19 protein-coding genes and 1 riboswitch are annotated in these 21,435 nt (G+C 71.6%); of the genes, 5 read left to right on the forward strand and 14 right to left on the reverse strand.

Annotation, left to right across the window (positions count from 1 at the left end; translation table 11 throughout):
• Positions 1-13 precede the first annotated feature (13 nt).
• A complete protein-coding gene (locus ABZ876_RS02680; protein WP_361773181.1) occupies positions 14-256 on the reverse strand; it encodes a hypothetical protein in 243 nt (80 codons plus the stop codon).
• A gap of 103 nt (positions 257-359) precedes the next feature.
• Between ABZ876_RS02680 and ABZ876_RS02685 the strand changes: the two genes are divergently transcribed.
• Complete coding sequence (locus ABZ876_RS02685) at positions 360-1,631, forward strand: D-alanyl-D-alanine carboxypeptidase (protein ID WP_361773184.1); 1,272 nt, start codon at positions 360-362, stop codon at positions 1,629-1,631.
• Here the strand turns inward: ABZ876_RS02685 and ABZ876_RS02690 are convergent.
• Positions 1,579-2,490 (reverse strand): YihY/virulence factor BrkB family protein, encoded by a 912-nt coding sequence (locus ABZ876_RS02690; protein ID WP_361773187.1) that lies wholly within the window; start codon positions 2,488-2,490, stop codon positions 1,579-1,581. The genes ABZ876_RS02685 and ABZ876_RS02690 overlap by 53 nt on opposite strands.
• A gap of 137 nt (positions 2,491-2,627) precedes the next feature.
• Between ABZ876_RS02690 and ABZ876_RS02695 the strand changes: the two genes are divergently transcribed.
• Positions 2,628-3,392, forward strand: a complete 765-nt coding sequence (locus ABZ876_RS02695) for an SDR family NAD(P)-dependent oxidoreductase (protein WP_361773190.1) — start codon at positions 2,628-2,630, stop codon at positions 3,390-3,392.
• A gap of 108 nt (positions 3,393-3,500) precedes the next feature.
• Here the strand turns inward: ABZ876_RS02695 and ABZ876_RS02700 are convergent, their stop codons facing one another.
• From ABZ876_RS02700 to ABZ876_RS02720, 5 genes are all read right to left on the reverse strand, one after another.
• Positions 3,501-4,151 carry a 2'-5' RNA ligase family protein gene (locus ABZ876_RS02700; RefSeq protein ID WP_361773193.1) on the reverse strand — a complete coding sequence of 217 codons (651 nt, stop codon included), beginning with the start codon at positions 4,149-4,151 and terminating at the stop codon, positions 3,501-3,503.
• A gap of 155 nt (positions 4,152-4,306) precedes the next feature.
• Positions 4,307-5,320 (reverse strand): tryptophan--tRNA ligase, encoded by a 1,014-nt coding sequence (gene trpS, locus ABZ876_RS02705; RefSeq protein WP_361773195.1) that lies wholly within the window; start codon positions 5,318-5,320, stop codon positions 4,307-4,309.
• Positions 5,321-5,457: 137 nt separating this feature from the next.
• Positions 5,458-6,909: a glycine hydroxymethyltransferase gene (locus ABZ876_RS02710; protein ID WP_361773198.1), complete on the reverse strand. Its 1,452-nt coding sequence runs from the start codon at positions 6,907-6,909 to the stop codon at positions 5,458-5,460.
• Positions 6,910-6,949: 40 nt separating this feature from the next.
• Positions 6,950-7,037, reverse strand: a riboswitch (ZMP/ZTP riboswitch).
• Positions 7,038-7,111: 74 nt separating this feature from the next.
• The gene (locus ABZ876_RS02715) at positions 7,112-8,296 is read right to left on the reverse strand and encodes a glutathionylspermidine synthase family protein (RefSeq protein WP_361773201.1); all 1,185 of its coding nucleotides are present in this window, start codon (positions 8,294-8,296) and stop codon (positions 7,112-7,114) included.
• A gap of 6 nt (positions 8,297-8,302) precedes the next feature.
• Positions 8,303-8,641: a hypothetical protein gene (locus ABZ876_RS02720; RefSeq protein ID WP_361773204.1), complete on the reverse strand. Its 339-nt coding sequence runs from the start codon at positions 8,639-8,641 to the stop codon at positions 8,303-8,305.
• 140 nt (positions 8,642-8,781) lie between these two features.
• Between ABZ876_RS02720 and ABZ876_RS02725 the strand changes: the two genes are divergently transcribed.
• Positions 8,782-9,633 (forward strand): hypothetical protein, encoded by an 852-nt coding sequence (locus ABZ876_RS02725; RefSeq protein WP_361773909.1) that lies wholly within the window; start codon positions 8,782-8,784, stop codon positions 9,631-9,633.
• 60 nt (positions 9,634-9,693) lie between these two features.
• On the opposite strand, the gene ABZ876_RS02730 is transcribed toward ABZ876_RS02725, so the two are convergent.
• The gene (locus ABZ876_RS02730) at positions 9,694-11,103 is read right to left on the reverse strand and encodes a PLP-dependent aminotransferase family protein (protein ID WP_361773207.1); all 1,410 of its coding nucleotides are present in this window, start codon (positions 11,101-11,103) and stop codon (positions 9,694-9,696) included.
• A gap of 47 nt (positions 11,104-11,150) precedes the next feature.
• Between ABZ876_RS02730 and ABZ876_RS02735 the strand changes: the two genes are divergently transcribed.
• Positions 11,151-11,690 carry a carboxymuconolactone decarboxylase family protein gene (locus tag ABZ876_RS02735; RefSeq protein WP_361773209.1) on the forward strand — a complete coding sequence of 180 codons (540 nt, stop codon included), beginning with the start codon at positions 11,151-11,153 and terminating at the stop codon, positions 11,688-11,690.
• Positions 11,691-11,841: 151 nt separating this feature from the next.
• Here ABZ876_RS02735 and ABZ876_RS02740 read toward each other — a convergent pair whose 3' ends face one another.
• The 5 genes from ABZ876_RS02740 to ABZ876_RS02760 all read right to left on the reverse strand — a co-directional run bounded on the left by ABZ876_RS02740 (position 11,842) and on the right by ABZ876_RS02760 (position 19,056).
• On the reverse strand, positions 11,842-12,801 hold the full coding sequence (locus ABZ876_RS02740) for an ABC transporter substrate-binding protein (RefSeq protein ID WP_361773211.1): 960 nt from the start codon (positions 12,799-12,801) through the stop codon (positions 11,842-11,844).
• Position 12,802: 1 nt separating this feature from the next.
• On the reverse strand, positions 12,803-14,743 hold the full coding sequence (locus tag ABZ876_RS02745) for an ABC transporter permease subunit (RefSeq protein ID WP_361773214.1): 1,941 nt from the start codon (positions 14,741-14,743) through the stop codon (positions 12,803-12,805).
• Complete coding sequence (locus ABZ876_RS02750; protein ID WP_361773217.1) at positions 14,743-15,933, reverse strand: betaine/proline/choline family ABC transporter ATP-binding protein; 1,191 nt, start codon at positions 15,931-15,933, stop codon at positions 14,743-14,745. The genes ABZ876_RS02745 and ABZ876_RS02750 overlap by 1 nt, the downstream gene beginning before the upstream one ends.
• The gene (locus ABZ876_RS02755; protein ID WP_361773220.1) at positions 15,933-17,462 is read right to left on the reverse strand and encodes a GMC oxidoreductase; all 1,530 of its coding nucleotides are present in this window, start codon (positions 17,460-17,462) and stop codon (positions 15,933-15,935) included. Before ABZ876_RS02755 ends, ABZ876_RS02750 begins: the two co-directional genes overlap by 1 nt.
• Before the next feature lie 73 nt (positions 17,463-17,535).
• The gene (locus ABZ876_RS02760) at positions 17,536-19,056 is read right to left on the reverse strand and encodes an aldehyde dehydrogenase family protein (protein ID WP_361773223.1); all 1,521 of its coding nucleotides are present in this window, start codon (positions 19,054-19,056) and stop codon (positions 17,536-17,538) included.
• Between the two features lie 190 nt (positions 19,057-19,246).
• Between ABZ876_RS02760 and ABZ876_RS02765 the strand changes: the two genes are divergently transcribed.
• Positions 19,247-20,023: a hypothetical protein gene (locus ABZ876_RS02765; RefSeq protein WP_361773225.1), complete on the forward strand. Its 777-nt coding sequence runs from the start codon at positions 19,247-19,249 to the stop codon at positions 20,021-20,023.
• A gap of 418 nt (positions 20,024-20,441) precedes the next feature.
• Here the strand turns inward: ABZ876_RS02765 and ABZ876_RS02770 are convergent, their stop codons facing one another.
• Complete coding sequence (locus ABZ876_RS02770; protein ID WP_361773228.1) at positions 20,442-21,431, reverse strand: malate dehydrogenase; 990 nt, start codon at positions 21,429-21,431, stop codon at positions 20,442-20,444.
• Positions 21,432-21,435: the final 4 nt, after the last annotated feature.

Here is a 21,435-nt window from a genome sequence, read left to right on the forward strand (position 1 = left end):
TGTCCGCTCCCCGTTATGGCGTTCGTCGCAGCGCGCGCAGTCCGCGCAACCCGATGACGCCGATGACTGTCCCCAAGACAAAGGAGACGACGGCGAGCGTCAGGTGGACCCAGAAGTACGCCGTCGGATTCCCCGCGTCGTCGAACGCGAGTCCGCTGCCGTCCTTCCACAGGTTCTTGACGAAAGTGATCCAGATGACCCAGCTCCACACCCCGAAGGCGAGCAGGAACCAGGAGATGGGGCGGCTGAGCTTCATACCCTCAGTATCGCCGCTCCGGGGTGGCCGTTCACCCAGGGGTGTCCGGCATAGGCTGGGACCGGCCGGGACTTACCGTCGCGCACCCGGTACGTTCGCGACCGTGTCCGCCTTGAAGAAGATCGCCGGGCGTCGCCTGCCGATCGCCTCCGCCGCCGTGTTGTCCCTCTCGCTCGCCGCACCCGCGACCGCGTTCGCGGCCCCGCACAGCCCGACCGTGGCCGCTTCGGCCAAGCCTCCGGCGGTGATGTCCACGGTCGGCGGCGAACTGCTCGGCAAGCCGGGCACCCAGGTGAACCTCGCCGGCGGCGCCCCGGTGCTCCCGAAGGACCTGACCGCGCGCTCCTGGATCGTCGCCGACGCCGAGTCGGGTGACGTTCTGGCCGCCCACAACGCGCACTGGCGGCTGCCCCCGGCGAGCACCATGAAGATGCTGTTCGCGGACACCGTGCTGCCCAAGTTCCCCCGGGGCGAGTCACACAAGGTGCTCCCCTCGGACCTGGCCGGCATCGGCGCCGGGTCCAGCATGGTCGGGATCAAGGAGGGCGAGAGCTACACGGTCCACGACCTGTGGCTCGGTGTCTTCCTGCGCTCCGGGAACGACGCCGTGCATGTGCTGTCCGCGATGAACCACGGGGTCGGACGGACCGTCAAGGACATGCAGGCCCACGCCGAGGAGTTGCAGGCCCTCGACACGCACGTGGTCAGCCCGGACGGCTATGACGCGCCCGGGCAGGTCTCGTCGGCGTACGACCTGACGCTGTTCGCCCGGTCCGGGCTCCAGAAGAAGGACTTCCGGGAGTACTGCTCCACGGTGCGGGCCTCGTTCCCGGGCGAGACCACGAAGAAGAAGGGCAAGACGACCCGCGGGTCCTTCGAGATACAGAACACCAACCGGCTGCTGGCCGGGGACACCGACATCACCCCCTACCGGGGCATCGCGGGAGTGAAGAACGGCAACACCACCAACGCCGGCGCCACCTTCACCGGAGTCGCCGAACGCAACGGCAGGGTGCTGCTCGTCACGGTGATGAACCCGGAGAAGAAGGACCACAACGAGGTCTACCGGGAGACCGCCCGGTTGTTCGACTGGGGCTTCAGCGCGGCCGGGAAGGTCCGGCCGGTGGGCGAGCTGGTCGCGCCCAGGGGCGCCGGTACGGGCGGCCAGGGCGGCGGCACCGGGGCATCCGACGGCAAGGGAACGGGCGGGGGGACCGGCAAGCCGGTGGCAGCCCCGCTCAAGGGCGGCTCCAGCGGGGTCGGAGTGGCACTCGCCGTCTCGGCCGGAGTGCTCCTCCTGCTCGCCGTGGGCGTCTTCCTGGTCAACCGCCGTTGGCCGCTGCCCGATCTGGTACGCCGCCGGACGCGTCCGTGACCTCGTCGGTCGCGCTGCTCCCCGTCGCCGTCCAGGCGGCGCAGAACAGCACCAGTTTGGCGGTGAAGTTGATCCACAGCAGCAGCGCGACCGGCACCCCGAAGGCGCCGTACATGCTCTTCGAGGCGACACCCTGGATGTAGCCGCTGAGCAGCAGCTTGAGCAGTTCGAAGCCGACCGCGCCGATCAGGGCGGATGTCAGCAGCCGGCGTCGCGGGGGTTCCACGCCGGGCAGCAGGGTGAGGACGTACAGCAGGACCAGGAAGTCGGCGAGGACGGCGACGGCGAAGGCGGCGATGCGCAGCAGCACGCTGCCCCAGCCGCCGTGGTCGAGGCCGAGTTCCCCGGCCATCCAGTCGACCAGGGCGTTGGCGACGGTGGAGATGGCGATGGTCACCAGGACCGCGCCGCCGAGGCCGACGAGCACCACACCGTCCTTGACCTTGGCCAGCACCGGGTTCTCGCCGCGGTCGGGCAGTTCCCACACCGCGCGCAGGCAGTCCCGTATCTGGCCGACCCAGCCGATGCCGACGAGGAACAGGGTGGCACCGGCGATGACGCCGACGGTGCCGGCGTTCTGCACCAGGCCGTGGACGTCGAGCTGGTCGGAGATGCCGGGGAACTGTTCGGCGACCTTGCCCTGGAGCTTGTTCTGCTGTTCCACGCTGAGGGTCGCGGCACCGATCGCGGCGGCGACGGTGAGCAGCGGGAAGAGCGCCACGAAGCTGACGAACGTCATGGCGGCCGCGAGCCGGGCCCATTTCACCCGGTCGAGGCGTTCGTACGAGCGCCAGGCGTGCGTGGCCGTCAGCCGGACGGCCAGCGGCCCGATGCCGGGGAGTCTCTTCAGCCAGTCCATGTTCCGACGCTCCCCTCGTGACCCTTGCCGTCTCCCGGCCTACTCCGGCTTCCCCGCATCACCCATTTCAGTGAGGAGCGACGTCGAGTGGGGATATTGAGAGGTTATGCCTCTTTTGCAACGCTACGGTCACGGTCATGCCTGCCCACAAGGATGCTTTCGGCGCTCCCCGCTCCCTGCTGATCCTCGGCGGCACCTCCGGGATCGCGCTGGCCACCGCCCGCCGCCTGATCGCCCGGGGCGCCCGGACCGTTTGGCTGGCCGGCCGTCCCTCCCCCGAGCTGGAGAGGGCCGCCGGACACCTGCGCGGGCTCGGCGCCGACACGTTCACCGTCGCCTTCGACGCGCTCGACCCCGAGTCCCATGACAGCGCGCTCGGCAAGGTGTTCGTGGAGGGGGACATCGATCTGGTGCTGCTCGCGTTCGGTGTGCTCGGCGACCAGGCGACCGACGAGCGCGACCCGGTGGCCGCGGCGCGCGTCGCGCAGACCAACTACACGGGTGCCGTCTCGGCGGGACTGGTGTGCGCCCGGGCGCTCCAGGAGCAGGGCCACGGTTCGCTGGTCGTCCTGTCGTCGGTCGCCGGTGAGCGCGCCCGCCGAAAGGACTTCATCTACGGCTCCAGCAAGGCGGGGCTCGACACGTTCGCGCAGGGCCTCGGTGACGCGCTGTACGGCACCGGTGTGCATGTCATGGTCGTACGTCCCGCGCCCCTGGGCGGGCCCGGCACGGCCGCACGGGACCAGGGACCGCTGACCACGACCCCGGAGGAGGTCGCCACGGCGATCGAACTGGGGCTGCGGAGGCGGTCGGAGGTGGTGTGGGTGCCGGGGGCCCTGCGTCTGGTGATGTCGGCCCTGCGGCATCTGCCGAGGGTCCTGTTCCGGCGCCTTCCCCTCTAGGGCAGGACGGGCCTGCCGGCCCGACGGGCTGACGGGCTGACGGGCTGACGGGCTGACGGGCGGCCGCTTCGCCCCGACCCTGCTGAACGTGAAAGGCCGGGTTCGGGCCTAGGGTCTTTCGTTCGGATCAGGCCAGACCCCGCGAGCCCGGCGTGATCCAAACGAGAGGCCCTGGCCCTGGTGGGCGGGAAGGGAGGCGCCCTCGGTCGGGGCCGTGGCCTGGGGCGGCACCACCGCGCCGCCGAACGGGAACTCCCGCAGTTTGCGCCAGACGGCGTCCGGGCCCTGCTCGTACAGCGCGAAGCCGGTGCACGGCCACTCGGCCTCGTAGTCGGCCAGTTCCTCGTACGCCCGGTCCATGGACGCCTCGTCGATCCCGTGCGCCACCGTGACATGCGGGTGGTACGGAAACAGCAGGTCCCGCGCCACCGGCCCGGACGCGTCCCGGACCTGCTTCTGAAGCCAGGCGCACCCCTGCGCGCCCTCGACGACCCGGATGTACACCACGGGTGACAGGGGACGGAACGTGCCCGTCCCGGACAGCCGCATCGGGAAGGGACGCGCGGCCGCCGCGACCTCGAAGAGGTGCGCCTCGATCGCGGGCAGCTCGGAGCCGTCGACCTCCGTCGGCGGCAGCAGGGTGACATGCGTGGGAATACCGTGAGCCGCGGCGTCGCCGAAGCCCGCGCGCAGCTCCTGGAGCAGGCTGCCGTGAGGCTCCGGGACCGCGATCGACACACCGATCGTTACGGTCCCCACGTCGTCTCCTGTCGTCGTGTTGGTGTGCGTGGCCGGGGCAGGGCGGGCTGCCGCTGTGGTGTTCGCATTCCGACTGTACGACCACGCCCTGCCATCGGGCAGGCACAGTCAGAGTGGAGTGCAGCACTCCAGGGCGCGTCGGGGCACGGCGCGGGTCAGTGCTTGGCGGGCAGGAAGCCCACCCTGTCGTATGCCTGGGAGAGCGTCTCGGACGCCACCGCACGCGCCTTCTCCGCGCCCTTCGCCAGTACGCCGTCCAGGGTTTCGGGGTCGTCCAGGTACTGCTGGGTGCGCTCCCGGAACGGTGCCACGAAGTCGACCATGATCTCGGCGAGGTCCGACTTGAGGGCGCCGTAGCCCTTGCCGTCGTACCGCTGCTCCAATTCGGCGATACCGGTGCCGGTGAGGGTCGAGTAGATGGTCAGCAGGTTGCTGATCCCCGGCTTCTCCTCCACGTCGAACCTGATCACGGTGTCCGCGTCCGTGATGGCGCTCTTGACCTTCTTGGCGGTGGCCTTCGGGTCGTCGAGCAGGTTGATCAGGCCCTTCGGTGTGGACGCCGACTTGCTCATCTTGGTCGACGGGTCCTGAAGGTCGTAGATCTTCGCCGTCTCCTTGAGGATGTACGGCCGCGGGAGCGTGAAGGTCTCGCCGAAGCGGCCGTTGAAGCGCTCGGCGAGGTCGCGGGTCAGCTCGATGTGCTGGCGCTGGTCCTCACCGACCGGGACCTCGTTCGCCTGGTACAGCAGGATGTCGGCGACCTGGAGGATCGGGTACGTGAACAGGCCGACGCTCGCGCGGTCGGCGCCCTGCTTGGCGGACTTGTCCTTGAACTGGGTCATCCGGCTGGCCTCGCCGAAGCCGGTGAGACAGTTCATGACCCAGGCGAGCTCGGCGTGCTCGGGGACGTGGCTCTGGATGAAGAGCGTGCACCGCTCCGGGTCCAGCCCGGCCGCGAGCAGCTGGGCGGCCGCCAGGCGGGTGTTGGCACGCAGCTCCTTCGGGTCCTGCAGGACCGTGAGCGCGTGCAGGTCGACGACCATGTAGAACGCGTCGTGGGTCTCCTGAAGGGCCACCCACTGGCGGACGGCACCGAGGTAGTTGCCGAGGTGGAACGAGCCGGCGGTGGGCTGGATGCCGGAGAGCACGCGAGGACTGTCGGAAGCCATGTTCACCATTCTCTCAGGTCCGGCGGACCGCTCGGGCAGCGGAGGGAGACGGGCCGCGGCCCGGAGGCAGGGGTGCCTCCGGGCCGCGGCAGGAGCTGATCGGTCCATGGACGGCCGGGGGGCCGCCGGCGACCGGGTCAGCCCAGGTCGATCTCGGGGTAGAGCGGGAAGCCCTGGAGCAGGTCGCTCGCCCGGTGGGCGATCTCGTCGGCGATCTTCGGGTCCAGGACGTGCTGCGCCTTGGACGGGGTGCCCTTGCCGGTGGTGCCGGGGACGGCCGTCGTCAGGACGCGGTCGATCAGCGCCGCGATCTCGTCCATCTCCGCCGTGCCGAGGCCCCGGGTGGTGAGCGCGGGCGTGCCGATGCGGATGCCGGAGGTGTACCAGGCGCCGTTCGGGTCGGCCGGGATGGCGTTGCGGTTGGTGACGATGCCCGACTCCAGCAGGGCCGCCTCCGCCTGGCGGCCGGTGAGACCGTAGGAGGAGGCCACGTCGATCAGGTTCAGGTGGTTGTCCGTGCCGCCCGTGACCAGCGTGGCGCCGCGGCGCATCAGACCCTCGGCCAGGGCGCGGGAGTTGTCCACGATCCGCTGGGCGTAGCCGCGGAAGGAGTCCTGCCGGGCCTCCGCGAGGGCCACCGCCTTCGCGGCCATCACATGCGGAAGCGGTCCGCCGAGCACCATCGGGCAGCCGCGGTCGACCTGGTCCCTCAGGGAGTCGTCGCACAGGACCATGCCGCCGCGCGGGCCGCGCAGCGACTTGTGGGTGGTGGTCGTGACGATCTGCGCGTGCGGGACCGGGTCGAAGTCGCCGGTCAGGACCTTGCCCCCGACCAGGCCGGCGAAGTGGGCCATGTCGACCATGAGCGTGGCGCCGACCTCGTCGGCGATCTCGCGCATGATCCGGAAGTTCACCAGGCGGGGGTAGGCCGAGTAGCCCGCGACGATGATCAGCGGCTTGAACTCGCGGGCCGACGTGCGCAGCGCCTCGTAGTCGATCAGACCGGTGGCCGGGTCGGTGCCGTAGGAACGCTGGTCGAACATCTTGCCGGAGATGTTCGGGCGGAAGCCGTGGGTGAGGTGGCCGCCCGCGTCCAGGGACATGCCGAGCATGCGCTGGTTGCCGAAGGCCCGGCGCAGCTCGGCCCAGTCCTCCTCCGAGAGCTCGTTGACCTGGCGGACGCCCGCCTTCTCCAGAGCGGGGGCCTCGACGCGCTGGGCGAGGACTGCCCAGAAGGCGACGAGGTTGGCGTCGATGCCGGAGTGCGGCTGGACGTAGGCGTGGCGGGCGCCGAACAGCTCCTTGGCGTGCTCGGCGGCAAGCGACTCGACGGTGTCGACATTGCGGCAGCCGGCGTAGAAGCGGCGGCCGACGGTGCCCTCGGCGTACTTGTCGCTGAACCAGTTGCCCATGGCCAGCAGGGTGGCCGGGGACGCGTAGTTCTCGGAGGCGATCAGCTTGAGCATCTCGCGCTGGTCGGCGACCTCCTGCCCGATGGCGTCGGCGACGCGCGGCTCGACGGCGCGGATCACGTCGAGGGCGGCGCGGAAGGCGGTGGACTCGGTGGAGAGGGGCTGCTGCTCCGGCATGTCGGCCTCCGGGTGGCGTGGCTTGAAGCGGTCACGGTTCACGGTCGGCCCAGGCGCACGGCTCTCGCACATCAGGGCCGCTCCCCGATGGTCGGTCCCATCCCAGCGCGCCAGTCACGGCCCGCCGATCAGCCTACCCGGCGCTACGGGCGGCCAGGTCGCCGCGTCCACCATGCGAGCGACGGTGCGTGCGGCGCGCGTCTCACAGGATCACGTGCGGCAGGAACCGCGCGTACTCGTCCGTGACCAGGCCGGAGGACTCGCGGATGCCGAGCCCGGCGGACTCGTCCGCGACGACCCAGGCGCCGAGGACGACGCGGTTGCCGTCGAAGGACGGAAGGGGTGCCAGTTCCTGGTAGCAGCACGGCTCTTCCCGGACGACGGGCTCGGTGCCCGGCTGATGGACGGTCACGCCCTCGCCCTCGCGGCCGAGGAGCGGCTTGGCGACATAGCCCGTGGTGTGCGCCAGGTCGCGGGGGCCGTCGAGGTGGGCCGGGAGGAGATTGGGATGGCCCGGGTACAGCTCCCAGAGGATCGCGAGGAGCGCCTTGTTGCTGAGCAGCATCTTCCAGGCGGGCTCGATCCACAGCGTGCTGCCCGTGCCGCCGCCGTTGTCGAGGGTGTCGAGGACATGGCCGCCGAAGCGGTCGGCGACGAGCCACTCCCAGGGGTAGAGCTTGAAGCAGCTGCGGATGAAGCGGAGCCGGTTGTCGACGAAGCGCCGTGAGAGCGGGTCCCAGCCGATCTCCTCCATGGAGATCCAGTCGGTGTCGAGCCCGGCCTGCTCGGCGGTCTCCTTCAGGTACGCGACCGTCATGAGGTCCTCGCCGAGTTCGTCGACGGAGGAGTGCGCGAAGTACAGCGGACTGCCGGGCGGGAGAAGCGCGGACTGCTTCTCCCAGGCGGCGACCAGGCGTTCGTGGAGGGAGTTCCACTGGTCCGCGCCCGGGAAGCGCTCCTGCATCCAGAACCACTGGGGTGAGGCGGCCTCGACCAGGGACGTGGGTGTGTCGGCGTTGTACTCCAGGAGCTTCGCCGGGCCCGTCCCGTCGTACCGCAGGTCGAACCGGCCGTAGAGGGAGGGGAGTTCGGCGCGGCGGCGCCAGGCGTCGGCGACCGCGCGGGCCACGCGCGGGTCGGTGATGCCCAGGTCGGTGAAACGGTTCTCCTCGACGATGTGCGCGGCCGCGGCCAGGCACATGCCGTGCAGTTCCTCGACGACCTCCTCCAGCGCCTCCACCTCGTCCAGCGAGAAGACGTAGTACGCGCTCTCGTCCCAGTAGGGGCGCAGGGAGTCGTCCGGGTAGCGGGTGAGCGGGTAGACGAGGCCCTGCGCCTCGACGGTGCGTTGCCAGTCGGGGCGAGGCTCGGCCCTGCGGCGTTCCACGGCCGCTCAGCCGCCGGACTTGCCGTGGCCGCCGAAGCCGCCGCGGTCGACGCCGCCGTGGCCGCCGCCCGATCCGCCCGAGCTCTTCGGCCTGGTGAAGGAACCGCCGTTCACGAAGCCGCCCTTCTTGTTGCCGCCGTAGTACCAGCCGCCGTGCGTGGACGGCCCGGAGGAGGTGCAGTACTTGTCGGCGACGACCTTGTAGCCCTTGCCGAGGGTGTAGCTGTCGCGGTCGACGCAGCGCTTGTCCGGGTCCGAGGAGCAGGCGGTGAGGGCGGCGGCGAGGAGTCCCATGCCGCCGAGGACGACCGTGCCCGAGCGCAGCTGCCGGCGTGTGTCCGCCATGTTCGTGTCCCCCGCCGAGTGAGACGTCGTTGAGACGTCGGTGAGAAGTTTCCGGCCACCAGACTAGAGATGGTCACTCTGGTGTTCGATCGGCCCCCTGCCTTCGTGCACTCCCCTACAGTCGCTTTGTGTTCTTTGGAATGGTGTGCGCGCTCGGTGCGGCGGTCTGCTTCGGTACGGCGACGGTGTTGCAGGCGGTCGCGGCACGCGCGGCCGGCACCGGCGGGGGCGGGGAGGCGGCGCTGCTGCTGCGGGCCCTGCGGCAGTGGCGGTATCTGGCGGGGCTCGCGCTGGACGGGCTCGGGTTCCTCCTGCAGATCGCGGCGCTGCGGTCGCTTCCGATCTACGCGGTGGGCGCGGCGCTCGCCTCGAGTCTGGCCGTGACGGCGGTGGTCGGCACACGGCTGCTCGGGGTGCGGCTGACCGGGAGCGAGGGCGCCGCGGTCGGGGTGGTGTGCGGGGGGCTCGCCCTGCTGGGGCTTGCTTCCGGGGCCGAGGGCGGCCGGGCCGGCTCCACCGCGCTGAAGTACGCGGTGCTCGCGATCGCGGTGGCCGTGCCGGCCCTGGGGGCGGCCGGGGGGCGGCTGCCGGGGCGGGGGCGGTCGCTGGTGCTGGGGCTGGGCGCCGGGTTCGGGTTCGGCGTCGTCGAGGTGGCGGTACGGCTGATCGACGGACTCGCGCCGTCCACCCTGCTCACCAATCCGGCGACGTACGCGCTGCTGCTGGGCGGCGGCGCCGCCTTCCTGCTGCTGACCACGGCCCTGGAGCGGGGGTCGGTGACGGTGGCGACGGCGGGTCTGGTCGTGGGCGAGACGGTGGGGCCGGCCGCGGTCGGAGTGGTGTGGCTGGGCGACCGGACCCGCGAGGGCCTGACCTGGCTGGCGGTAGCGGGCTTCTGCGTCGCCGTGGCGGGCGCGCTGCTGCTGGCCCGCTTCGGCGAGGCTCCGGCCCCGGCGGCACAGGCGGCGAAAGCCCCGCTCGGCCGGAGCTGATCACGATCGATCCCCTCCTGCCGCCCCTCACCTCGCGCTTCTCCGCATGGCGGCGAACCGTCACGGCAGTGCGCGGCACAGAGCCTCCAGGGCACCCGTCCAAGCGTGGTCCGGTGGGGTGCCGTAGCCCACGACCAGGGCGTCCAGGGGCTCGGTGACGGCGTGCGGGTGGCGGTGGCGGGACAGGCCGTGGACGGCCAGCCCCTGCCAGGCGGCCGCCCGTACCACCGACGCCTCGGTGCCCGGCGGCAGCTCCAGTACGGCGTGCAGGCCGGCCGCGATGCCCCTGATCCGTACCCGGGGTGCGCGGGAGGCGACCGCCTCGACCAGGGCGTCGCGGCGGCGCCGGTAGCGCAGCCGTGCGGCGCGGACATGGCGATCGTAGGCGCCCGAGACGATGAACTCCGCCAGCGTCAGCTGGTCGAGGACACCCCCGGACCAGCCGCCGACCTCCCGGACGGCCACCACCTCCGGTACCAGTGACGGGGGCAGCACCATCCACCCCAGGCGCAGCCCGGGGGCCAGCGACTTGCTGGCGGTACCCAGGTACACCACGTGGTCCGGGTCGAGGTCCTGGAGCGCGCCCACCGGCTGGCGGTCGTAGCGGAACTCGCCGTCGTAGTCGTCCTCCAGCACCAGGCCCCCCGTGCGGCGGGCCCAGTCCACCACGGCGGCCCGCCGTTCGGGCGGCAGCGCCCCGCCCATCGGGAACTGGTGCGCCGGGCTCAGCAGCACCGCCGCCTCACCGGTCAGCGCGTCCGTCCGGGTCCCGAGGTCGTCGAACGGGAGCGGAACCGTGCGCAGACCCGCCCGCTGCACGATGTCCCAGTGCACGTCCAGGCCGTACGACTCCACGGCCAGCGCATCCGGTGCGGCGGGCGAACCCTCCGCACGGCCGCGCAGCACCTCGCCGAGCAGCTTCAACCCCTGTGCGAACCCTGAGCCGACGACGATCCGGTCGGGTTCGGCGCGGACGCCCCGGGCCCGGGAGAGATAGCCGGCGAGCGCGGTGCGCAGCTCCGCCCGGCCGCGCGGATCGTCGTAGCCGAGGGCCTCGTGAGGCGCGGAGGCCAGGGCGCGGCGGGCGGCCCTGAGCCATTCCGTGCGCGGGAAGAAGGAGAGGTCCGGTCTCCCCGGGACCAGGTCGTACGGGAGGCGGCCAGGCTCCCGCGGCCGGGGGGCAGGCCGGCCGGGCGGCCGCGGCGTCGCGCGGTCGGTGACCCGGGTGCCCGAGCCCTGGCGTGCGGTGAGCCAGCCCTCGGCGACAAGGTCGGCGTAGGCGTCGGCGACCGTGTTGCGCGCGACGCCCAGGTCGGCCGCGAGCGAACGGGAGGAGGGCAACCGGGTGCCGGGGGCCAGCCGCCCGGTACGCGCCGCCTCGCGCAGGGCGTCGGTCAGGCCCCGGCGCAGGCCCGGACCGGTCGGCTTCAGATAGAGGTCGGCGCCCAGAGTGGCCCATGGTTTCTCCACGGAAATGGACCATACTCCTGGGCTGCCTCACTCCTAGGGTCGAGAATATGACGACCAACGACCACACCCTGGCGAACAGCGGCACCACCGGCGACACCGCCACGACCGCGGAGTACGCGCCCGAGCACACACCCCGCCTGAACTGGGCCCAGCACGCCCCGGATGTCTACCGGGCGATGGTCCGGCTCGACGCGGCCGCCGGGCGGGGTCTCGACTCGAAGCTGCGCGAGCTGGTGAAGATCCGTGCCTCGCAGCTCAACCACTGCGCCTTCTGCCTCGACATGCACACCAAGGACGCGCTCGCCGCGGGCGAGAGCGTCGAGCGGATCGTCCAGCTCAGCGCCTGGGAGGAGTCGCGGCACTTCTACACGGAGAAGGAGGCCGCGGCGCTGGAACTGACGGAGGCGGTCACGGTCCTCACGGAGGGATTCGTGCCGGACGAGGTGTACGAGCGGGCCGCCAAGCACTTCGACGAGGCGGAGCTGTCCCAGCTGATCGCCGCGATCGCGGTCATCAACGCCTGGAACCGGTTCGGCGTGACGACCCGGGCCGTGCCGGGCCACTACCAGCCGGGGCAGTACTCGTAAGGGCCCGCCGGGCGGACGGGAGCCGGTGGGGGGACAGGAACCCGGAGGGGCCATCGAACGGGCCCCGCCGCACGTCGCCGCGGGCGCCGACCGTATCTGTTCGGTCGGCGCCCGCGGCGACGTACCGGCCACCCGGCTGCGGCAAGGCCGCTCAGGACAGCCACGCCTGCCACGTCGAGGGGTGGCTGTCCACCCACTTCTTGGCGGCCTGGTCCGGGGTCAGCTTCTGGTCGGCGATCATCAACGCGACCTCGTTCTGGTCCTCGGTGGTCCAGCGGAACTTCTTCAGGAAGGCCGCCGCCTTGCCGCCGCTCTTCGCGAAGCCGGCGTTCAGGTACTTCTGCAACGGCGTGTGCGGGTACGCACAGGTGACCTTCGCCGCGTCCGCGTCACAGCCCTCCTTGTACGGCGGCAGCTTCACCTCGGTCATCGGGACCTTCTTGAACAGCCACTGCGGCGCGTACCAGTACGTCAGATAGGGCTTGTGCTCCTTGGCGAACTGCCTGATCTGCGTGATCTGCGCGGCCTCCGAACCGGCGAACACCACCTGGTAGTCCAGCTTCAGGTTGTCCACCAGCGCCTTGTCGTTGGTGACGTAGGACGGCGAGCCGTCCATCAGCTGCCCCTTGCCGCCGCTCTCCGCGGTGCGGAACAGATGCGCGTACTTGTTGAGGTTCCTCCAGTCCGTGATGTCCGGGTGCTGCTTGACGAGGTACGTCGGGACGAACCAGCCGATGTGGCCGGTCACCCCGAGGCCGCCGCCCCGGGCGATGGTCTTCTTGTCGTCGACGTACCGCTTCTCCTGGTCGGGGTGGCCCCAGTCCTCCAGGATCGCGTCGACCCGGCCCTGGCTGAGCGCGTCCCAGGCGGGGACCTCGTCCACCTGGACGGTGTCGACCCGGTAGCCGAGCTTGTGCTCCAGGAGGTACTGGGCCACGGCCACATTGGCCTGCGCGCCCACCCAGGACTGCACCGACAGGGTCACCGTCCTCGCGCCCTGGGCACCAGCGAACGGCGAGGCCTGCTTGGTCATGTCGGCGGCACCGCAGCCGGTCGTCAGCGCCAGCACGGCGAGCGCCGCGGTCATCATCTTCGTGCGCGTACGAGCCATGTCACGCTCCCTTCTTCGCGCGCCGCTCGGTCGGCTGGGTCACCCGGTCGAGCGTCAGACCGAGGCAGACGATCGCCGCGCCGGCCACCAGACCGGTCGCCAGGTCGCCCTGCGCAAGGCCGAGGACGACGTCGTAGCCGAGCGCGCCGCCGCCGACCAGGCCGCCGATGATGACGACGGCGAGGACCAGGACCACGCCCTGGTTGACCGCGAGCAGCAGCGCGGGGCGGGCCAGCGGGAGCTGCACCTGGCGCAGCTGCTGGGCGCTCGTCGCGCCGAGCGAGCGCGCCGACTCAAGGGCGGCCGGGTCGACCTGGCGCAGACCCTGGGCGGTGATCCGGACGACGGCCGGGAGCGCGTAGACGATCGCCGCCGCGACGGCGGGCGCGCGGCCGACGCCGAACAGCGCGACGACCGGGATCAGGTACACGAACTGCGGCATCGTCTGGAAGACGTCCAGGACCGGGCGCAGCAGCCGTTCGAAACGGTCGCTGCGGGCGGCCGCGATCCCGGTCGCGACACCGAGGACGAGGGTGACGGCGACGGCCGCCAGCACCTGGGACAGCGTGTCCAGGGACGGCTTCCACACCCCGAGCACCCCGGTCGCGGCCATCGCGAGGACTGCGGTCAGCGCGGTGCGCCAGGTCCCGATCAGCCAGGCCAGCGCGGCGACGATGAGCAGGACCGACCACCAGGGCAGCCACTGGAGACCGGCGCGCACCGGGTCCAGGACCCAGGTGGTGAAGTGGGCCGCCCAGTCGGCGGTGCCCCCCACGTAGGGGACGCCCGAGTACAGATGGGCGGTCATCCATTCGACGGCACGGTTCACCGGCTCGGCGATCGGCACGGTCCACGTGCCGGGCCACTCCAGGCGGCCGGCGAGCCGCGCGGCCAGCGCCACGGCGACGGTCGCGACGGCGGCGTACGCCCATCCGGCGCGGCCGCCGGGCCGCTCGCCCTCGGCTCCCGCAGCGCCGGTGATCCGGTCCAGGACGACCGCGAGCAGCACGATCGGGATGCCGGCGGCGAGCGCGGCGCCCACGTCGACGGAGGCGAGGGCCTGGTAGACGCGATCACCGAGACCGCCGGCACCGATCACCGAGGCGATGACCGCCATGGACAGCGCCATCATGATCGTCTGGTTGAGGCCGAGCAGCATTTCCCTGCGGGCCAGCGGCAGCCGGGCGGTGAACAGACGCTGCCGGGCGGTGGTGCCGAGCGACTCGACCGCTTCGAGGACCTCCTTGTCGGCGCCGCGCAGGCCCAGCGCGGTGAGCCGGGCCATCGGCGGGGCCGCGTACACGACGGTCGCGAGGACGGCCGCGGGGACGCCGATGCCGAAGACCAGGACGACGGGCAGGAGGTACGCGAACGCCGGCAGCACCTGCATGGTGTCGAGAACGGGGCGCAGGCCGCGGAACGTACGGTCGGACAGGCCCGCGGCGAGGCCCAGCAGCGCGCCGAGCAGCACCGAGACGAGCACCGCGACCACCATGAGCGCCAGAGTCTGCATGGTGGGGACCCACATGCCGAGCAGACCGCAGGCGAGGAACGCGGCCGCCGTGCCGAGGGCCAGGCGGGCGCCCGCGGCGCGCCAGGCCAGCAGCGCGGCCGCGGCCGTGACGCCCGCCCAGCCCGCGGCGAGCAGCACGAGGTAGACGGCGCGTACCGACAGCACGACGGCGTTGCTGACGTAGCCGAAGAAGTACAGGAAGAGGGGATGGCTGTCGCGGTTGTCGATGACCCAGTTGCTGGCCGAGGCCAGAGGCTTGGAGAAGTCGACGGTGAGCGCGTGCGGCCAGGCGCCGCTCGCCCAGCGGGCGTGGGCCAGCGGCACGAGCACCGCCGCGACGGCCGCGAGCAGCAGCAGCTTGCCCACGGCACGGTGTCTGAGGAGGGCGGGGAGCGTGGCCTTGGGTGCGGTGGCGGTGAGCGCGGCCATCACGCCACCCCCTCGGCCTGCTCCGTTCCGGTCACGGTGTCCCGCCCCGCGCCGTCCACGGCCTTGTGCCCGGTCCCGGCCCCGGCCCCGGCATCCTGCTCCGTTCCCGCCACGGCACCCTGCTCGGTCCCGGCCACCACGCCGAGCAGGCGTTCGTGGTCGACGACGCCGAGGCAGCGGCCCGCGTCCATGACGCGGGCCGGGGAACCGGTGCGGGCGACCGCCTCGATCGCCTCGGAGACCGTCGCGTCCGGCGACACCGCCGGGCCGTCCCCCGCCTCCTCCGCGGACGCGGCGCGCATGGCCGAGCGGACGGTCATGACCTGCTCCCGCGGCACGTCCCGGACGAACGCGCGGACGTAGTCGTCGGCCGGGGAGCCCACGATCTCCTCGGGGGTGCCCAGCTGCACGATGCGGCCGTCGCGCATCAGGGCGATGCGGTCGCCCAGCTTGAGAGCCTCGCTCAGGTCGTGCGTGATGAAGACCATCGTGCGGCCCTCCTCGCGGTGCAGCCGGACGACCTCCTCCTGCATATCACGCCGGATCAGCGGGTCGAGTGCGCTGAACGGCTCGTCGAACAGGAGCACCTCGGGGTCGACGGCGAGCGCGCGGGCGAGCCCGACCCGCTGCCGCTGGCCGCCGGACAGCTGGCTCGGGCGCCGCTGCTCCATGCCCTCCAGACCGACCTTTGCCGCGAAGTCGGCGGCGCGCTCGCGGCGTTCGGCCCGGCCGACGCCCTGGATCTCCAGGCCGTACGCGATGTTGTCGAGGACCGTGCGGTGCGGCAGCAGGCCGAAGTGCTGGAAGACCATCGCGGCGCGGTGGCGCCGCAGTTCGCGCAGCCGCGTCCTGTCCATGGCACGGACGTCCTCGCCGTCGATGGCGATGGTGCCCGCGGTCGGCTCGATCAGCCGGGTCAGACAGCGCACGAGAGTGGACTTGCCGGAGCCGGACAGGCCCATGACGACGAAGACCTCGCCCTTGCGGACGTCGAAGCCGACATCATGGACGGCGGCCGTGCAGCCGGTGCGTTCGCGCAGCTCGGCGGCCGGCAGCGCGGCGAGTTCGGGATCCTCAGGGATACGGGCGGCCTTCGGGCCGAAGACCTTCCACAAGCCGTCGACCGAGAAGACGGGAGTGTCGTCGGACTTGCCGGTGGGCGGTTTACGGGTGGGAACTGCGAGAGCCATCAGGCCTCACCTCCGAGCAGGTCGGCGGCCTTCTCCCCGACCATGAGCACCCCGATCATCGGGTTCACGGCGGGCATGGTGGGGAAGACGGACGCGTCGGCGATGCGGATACCGTCGAGGCCGCGGATCTTCAACTGAGGATCGACCACGGCGAGTTCATCTGTCTGGGCACCCATACGGCAGGTGCCGGCCGGGTGGTACACGGTGTGGGCGACCTTGCGCGCGTACGCGCTCAGTTCCTCGTCGCCGGTGAGGTCCGGGCCGGGGCACACCTCCCGCTTCAACCAGCCGGCCAGCGGCTCGGTCTTCGCGATCTCGCGGGCTGTACGGATGCCGTCGACGAGGGTGCGGCCGTCGTAGTCGTCCTCGTCGGTGAAGTAGCGGAAGTCCAGCGCCGGCTTGTCGTTCGGGTCGGCGCTCGTGAGGTAGAGGCGGCCGCGGCTCTTCGGCTTGGGGATGTTCGGGGTCATCGAGACGCCGAACTCCGGCCGCTCGTAGCCCAGTCGCTCCGGATTGTCCGTGAACGGGATCTGGTAGAAGTGGAACATCAGGTCCGGGCCCGGCTGTTCGGGGTCGCGGCGCACGAACAGACCGGCGTCGCTGTCCATCGCGGAGTTCTCCGGGATCGGTCCGTGCGTCTCCCACACGATCACCGACTCGGGGTGGTCGAGCAGGTTCTCGCCGACGCCCGGCAGGTCGTGCGCGACCGGTATGCCGAGCTTCTCCAGGTCCGCCTTGGGGCCGATGCCCGAGTGCAGCAGCAGCCGCGGGGAGTCGACGGCGCCGGCGCACAGCACGACCTCCCGCCGGGCCCGCAGAAGGAGCTCCTCGCCGTCCTTGGTGCGCACGTGCACGCCCTCGGCGCGGGTGCCGTCCAGCTCGAGCCGGTACGCCCAGGACTCCAGGAGGATCGTCAGATTGGGGCGCTCGTCCATCACCGGGTGCAGGTACGCCACCGACGCGCTGGAACGCTTGTTGTTCTCGGGGTGGTAGGCGAGGTCGAAGAAGCCGACACCCTCGGTGAACGGCTTCCTGTTGAAGCCCTCCACGCGCGGCACACCGAGCGCCTCCTGGGCCGCGTCCACGAAGTCGCGGGCGATGGCGTTCCGGTCCTTCTCGTCGACCGGGACGATGTTGTTGAGGAGCCGGGCGTAGTACGCCTCCATCGGGACGGCGCCCCAGCCCTCGGCGCCGGCCGCCTCCCACTCGTCCCAGTCGGACGGCAGCGGCTTGAACGCGATCAGAGTGTTGTGGGAGGAGCAGCCGCCGAGCACACGGGCGCGGCTGTGCCGGATGTGGGAGTTGCCGCGCGGCTGCTCGGTGGTCGGGTAGTCGTAGTCCAGCTCACCGCCGAGCAGGCCCATCCAGCGGCGCAGGGTGAGGACGTCGTCGCGGCCGACGTCGCTCGGGCCGCCCTCGATCACGGCGACGGTGACGTCCGGGTTCTCGGTGAGGCGGGAGGCGATGACGGATCCCGCAGTGCCGCCGCCGATGACGACGTAGTCGTACTCGTGCGGGTTGTGGTGCATGGGGAGTTGCTCCAAGGTGGGGTGAGCGGAAAGCAGGGGGGTTGAGGTCGGGGGAGCGGTGGGCGGGTGGGTGTCAGCCCGCGAACCAGCGGACCGGCTTCGGGGCGAGGTTCTGGTAGACGTGCTTGGCCTCGCGGTACTCGGCGAGGCCCGCCGGGCCGAGCTCGCGGCCGACGCCGCTCTTGCCGAAGCCGCCCCACTCCGCCTGCGGGAGGTAGGGGTGGAAGTCGTTGATCCAGACGGTGCCGTGGCGCAGCCGGCCGGCGACGCGGCGGGCGCGGCCCGCGTCGTTGGTCCACACGGCGCCGGCGAGTCCGTACTCGGTGTCGTTGGCGAGCACGACCGCCTCGTCCTCGGTGCGGAAGGTCTCCACGGTCAGGACGGGCCCGAAGACCTCCTCCCGTACGACCTTCATCTCCCGGTGGCAGTGGTCGAGCACGGTCGGCTCGTAGAAGTAGCCGGTGGCCGGCCGGGTCTCGTCGGGCTCGGGGCGCTTGCCGCCGCAGCGCAGCACGGCGCCCTCGGCGAGCGCGGAGGCGACGTACGCCTCGGTCTTGGCGCGCTGCTGGGCGGAGACCAGCGGTCCGCACTCGACCCCCTTCTCGGTGCCGCGGCCGAGGCGTATCCGGGCGGCGCGGCGGGCGAGTTCGGCGACGAAGCGTTCGCGGACGGACTCCTCGACGATGAGGCGGGAGCCGGCCGAGCACACCTGGCCGCTGTGGATGAAGGCCGCGTTGAGGGCCTGGTCGACGGCGGTGTCGAAGCCGTCGTCGGTGGCGCAGGCGTCGGCGAAGACGACATTGGGGTTCTTGCCGCCGAGTTCGAGGGCGACCTTCTTCACGCCGACGGCCGCGGCCTGCGCGACCTTCGTGCCGCTGACGAGTCCGCCGGTGAAGGAGACCAGGTCGACGCCGGGATGCTCGGCGAGCCGGGCGCCGACCGAGTGGCCGGGGCCGGTGACGATGTTGGCCACCCCCGTGGGCAGTCCGGCCTCGGCGAGCAGCTCGATCAGTGCGACGGTGGTCATCGGGGTGATCTCGCTCGGCTTGATCACGAAGGTGTTGCCGGCCGCGAGCGCGGGGGCGATCTTCCAGCTGGCCTGGAGCAGCGGGTAGTTCCAGGGCGTGATCAGGGCGCACACTCCGACGGGCTCGTACACCACGACGCTGTGGATGTCGGGCGATCCGGCGTCGACGACCCGGCCGGCGCTCTCGGCGGCGACGAGGTCCGCGAAGTAGCGGAAGGCGTCGGCGACACAGTCGATGTCGACGCGGCCCTCCTCCAGCGTCTTGCCCGCGTCGCGGCTCTCCAGGAGGCCCAGCTCTTCGCGGTCGCGCACCAGGAGATCGGCGACACGGTGCAGCAGCGCGGCCCGTTCGGCCGCGGACGTACGCGGCCAGGGCCCCTCGTCGAAGGCGCGGCGGGCGGCCGCGACGGCCGCGTCGGTGTCCTGTTCGTCACCCTCCGCGACCAGGGCGAGCGGCTCGGCATCCGCGGGATCCAGGATCTCGCGCGTGGCACCGGAAAGCGCCGCGCGCCACTCCCCTGCCACATGAATGGTCTGCACTGCCTGCCGTATCTGTTGTCCCGCCATGATCGGTATTGCCTTCCGTTCCTCTTCGGTCGCCCTGAGTTACACGCGTGTCACCCCCCTTGGGCTGCGAGCGCCTGCCCCTTCGCCTGGCATGCATGCATCCGTGTGACCGAAAGTGCTCCGCGTCACTGAAAATGCGGTCGAAAAGGGTGAAAAGTACGCTGAGCCTGAGCTACTGGGAGGTGACGCGATGTTCCGGACGCATGGCTTCTCGATCGCGACGTGCGCGACGGTGACGGCCGCGACGACGGGTCTGCTGGTCTCCCCCGTACTGGGCGGCGTGTCGTCGGCCGACACCACCGGCGACCAGAGCCCACAGCAGCTGGCGGCACAGGCGCAGGGTGCCCTTCGGAAGGCGACATCCGTGCGGGTCCGCTACGAGGACCGCAGCGCGACCGCGATGAACAGCCTCACCCTGCCCACGGCGATGAACCTCGCGCTCGACAGGCGGGGCGACTGCATGGGCGACCTGACCCTCGGCACCCGCGGCGGCACGGTCCAGATCATCAAGCGCGGCACCGATGTGTGGCTGAAGCCGGACACGAGGTTCTGGGCGGCGGAGCTCCCGGGCGACCGGGGCGCCGCGGCGGCCGAGACGTTCAGGAACCACTACATCCACGGCTCCACGTCCGATGCGCTCTTCAGCGGCATCGTGAACGTCTGCGACCTCAAGGACTTCCAGTCGGCCGCGACGGCGACTTTGCCCGCGTCCCTGAAGGAGGGCCTCGCGACGACCGTGGGCGGCATGCGGGTGGTCCCGCTGTCCTTCGAGATGAACGGCCTGACCTCGACGCTGTACGTCACGACGGGCACACCGCACCGCCTGTTCCGCGCGGCCCAGAAGGGCCCGGGCACGAACCTGACCCTCACCTTCACGGACTACAACGTGGCGGTCTCGCCCAGGATCCCGCCCGCGAGCGCGTCACTGGACGTCTCGAAGCTCCAGGACCTGCTGCGGCCGGCCTGAGTCAGGGCCTTTCGGTGGGCGCCGGGCCGGGTCCGGCGCCCATCGGCCGGTCCCGCGCGAGGTGACTGTCGCGCAGCGCCTGACGGGCCGCTGGGCGAGCCGCCCCCGCGGGGCCACCGGCACCGTCCTGGCCGCCCACTCCGGCCTCCCGCACGGCACGGGCCCGGCGTGGCCACGGTCGCCCTGGTGGTGCCGGCGGCGACGGCGCCGGTGGTGGCGGGGTACGGGGCAGGCTCGGAGACCCGGACGGTCACGGCCGGCCGCCCACGCACCCCGACTCCCTCGGGCCGCCCATGAGCAGCACCGCATGCACGGCCGCACTCTCGCGGCCGGGCCGCGAAACACCCGCGGGTCCCGATCCGGAGGAAACCGGAGCGGGACCCGCCTGGGCTTTACGGCGCTAGTGCCGAAGGCGCTCTCAGATGAGGCCGAGGGAGCGGACCGCCTCGCGCTCCTCCTCCAGCTCGTTCACCGACGCGTCGATGCGGGTGCGGGAGAACTCGTTGATGTCCAGGCCCTGGACGATCTCGTACTTGCCGTCCTTGGTGGTGACCGGGAAGGAGGAGATCAGGCCCTCGGGGACGCCGTAGGAGCCGTCCGACGGGATGGCCATGGAGGTCCAGTCGCCCTCGGCCGTGCCGTTGACCCAGGTGTACACGTGGTCGATGGCGGCGTTGGCGGCGGAGGCGGCCGACGACGCCCCGCGGGCCTCGATGATCGCGGCGCCGCGCTTGGCGACGGTCGGGATGAAGTCGTCGGCCAGCCACTTCTCGTCGTTCACGACCTCGGCGGCGTTCTTGCCGGCGACCGTGGCGTGGAAGATGTCCGGGTACTGGGTGGCGGAGTGGTTACCCCAGATCGTCAGGCGCTTGATGTCGGCGACCGAGGTGCCGGTCTTCTTCGCGAGCTGGGTCAGCGCCCGGTTGTGGTCGAGGCGGGTCATCGCGGTGAAGCGCTCGGCCGGCACGTCCGGAGCGGCGGCCTGGGCGATCAGGGCGTTGGTGTTGGCCGGGTTGCCGACGACGAGGACCTTGATGTCGTCCGCGGCGTGGTCGTTGATGGCCTTGCCCTGGGGCTTGAAGATGCCGCCGTTGGCCTCGAGGAGATCGCCGCGCTCCATGCCCTTCGTGCGCGGGCGGGCGCCCACGAGGAGGGCGACGTTGGCGCCGTCGAAGGCGACGTTCGGGTCGTCGCTGATCTCGATGCCCTGAAGGAGCGGGAACGCGCAGTCGTCGAGCTCCATGGCCGTGCCCTCGGCGGCCTTGAGCGCCGGGGTGATCTCCAGGAGGCGCAGCTTGACCGGCACGTCCGCGCCGAGCAGCTGGCCGGAGGCGATGCGGAAGAGCAGTGCGTAGCCGATCTGGCCGGCCGCGCCGGTGACGGTGACGTTCACGGGAGTGCGGGTCATGGCG

This window comes from Streptomyces sp. NPDC046931 (assembly GCF_040644655.1).
Taxonomy (GTDB): Bacteria; Actinomycetota; Actinomycetes; order Streptomycetales; family Streptomycetaceae; genus Streptomyces.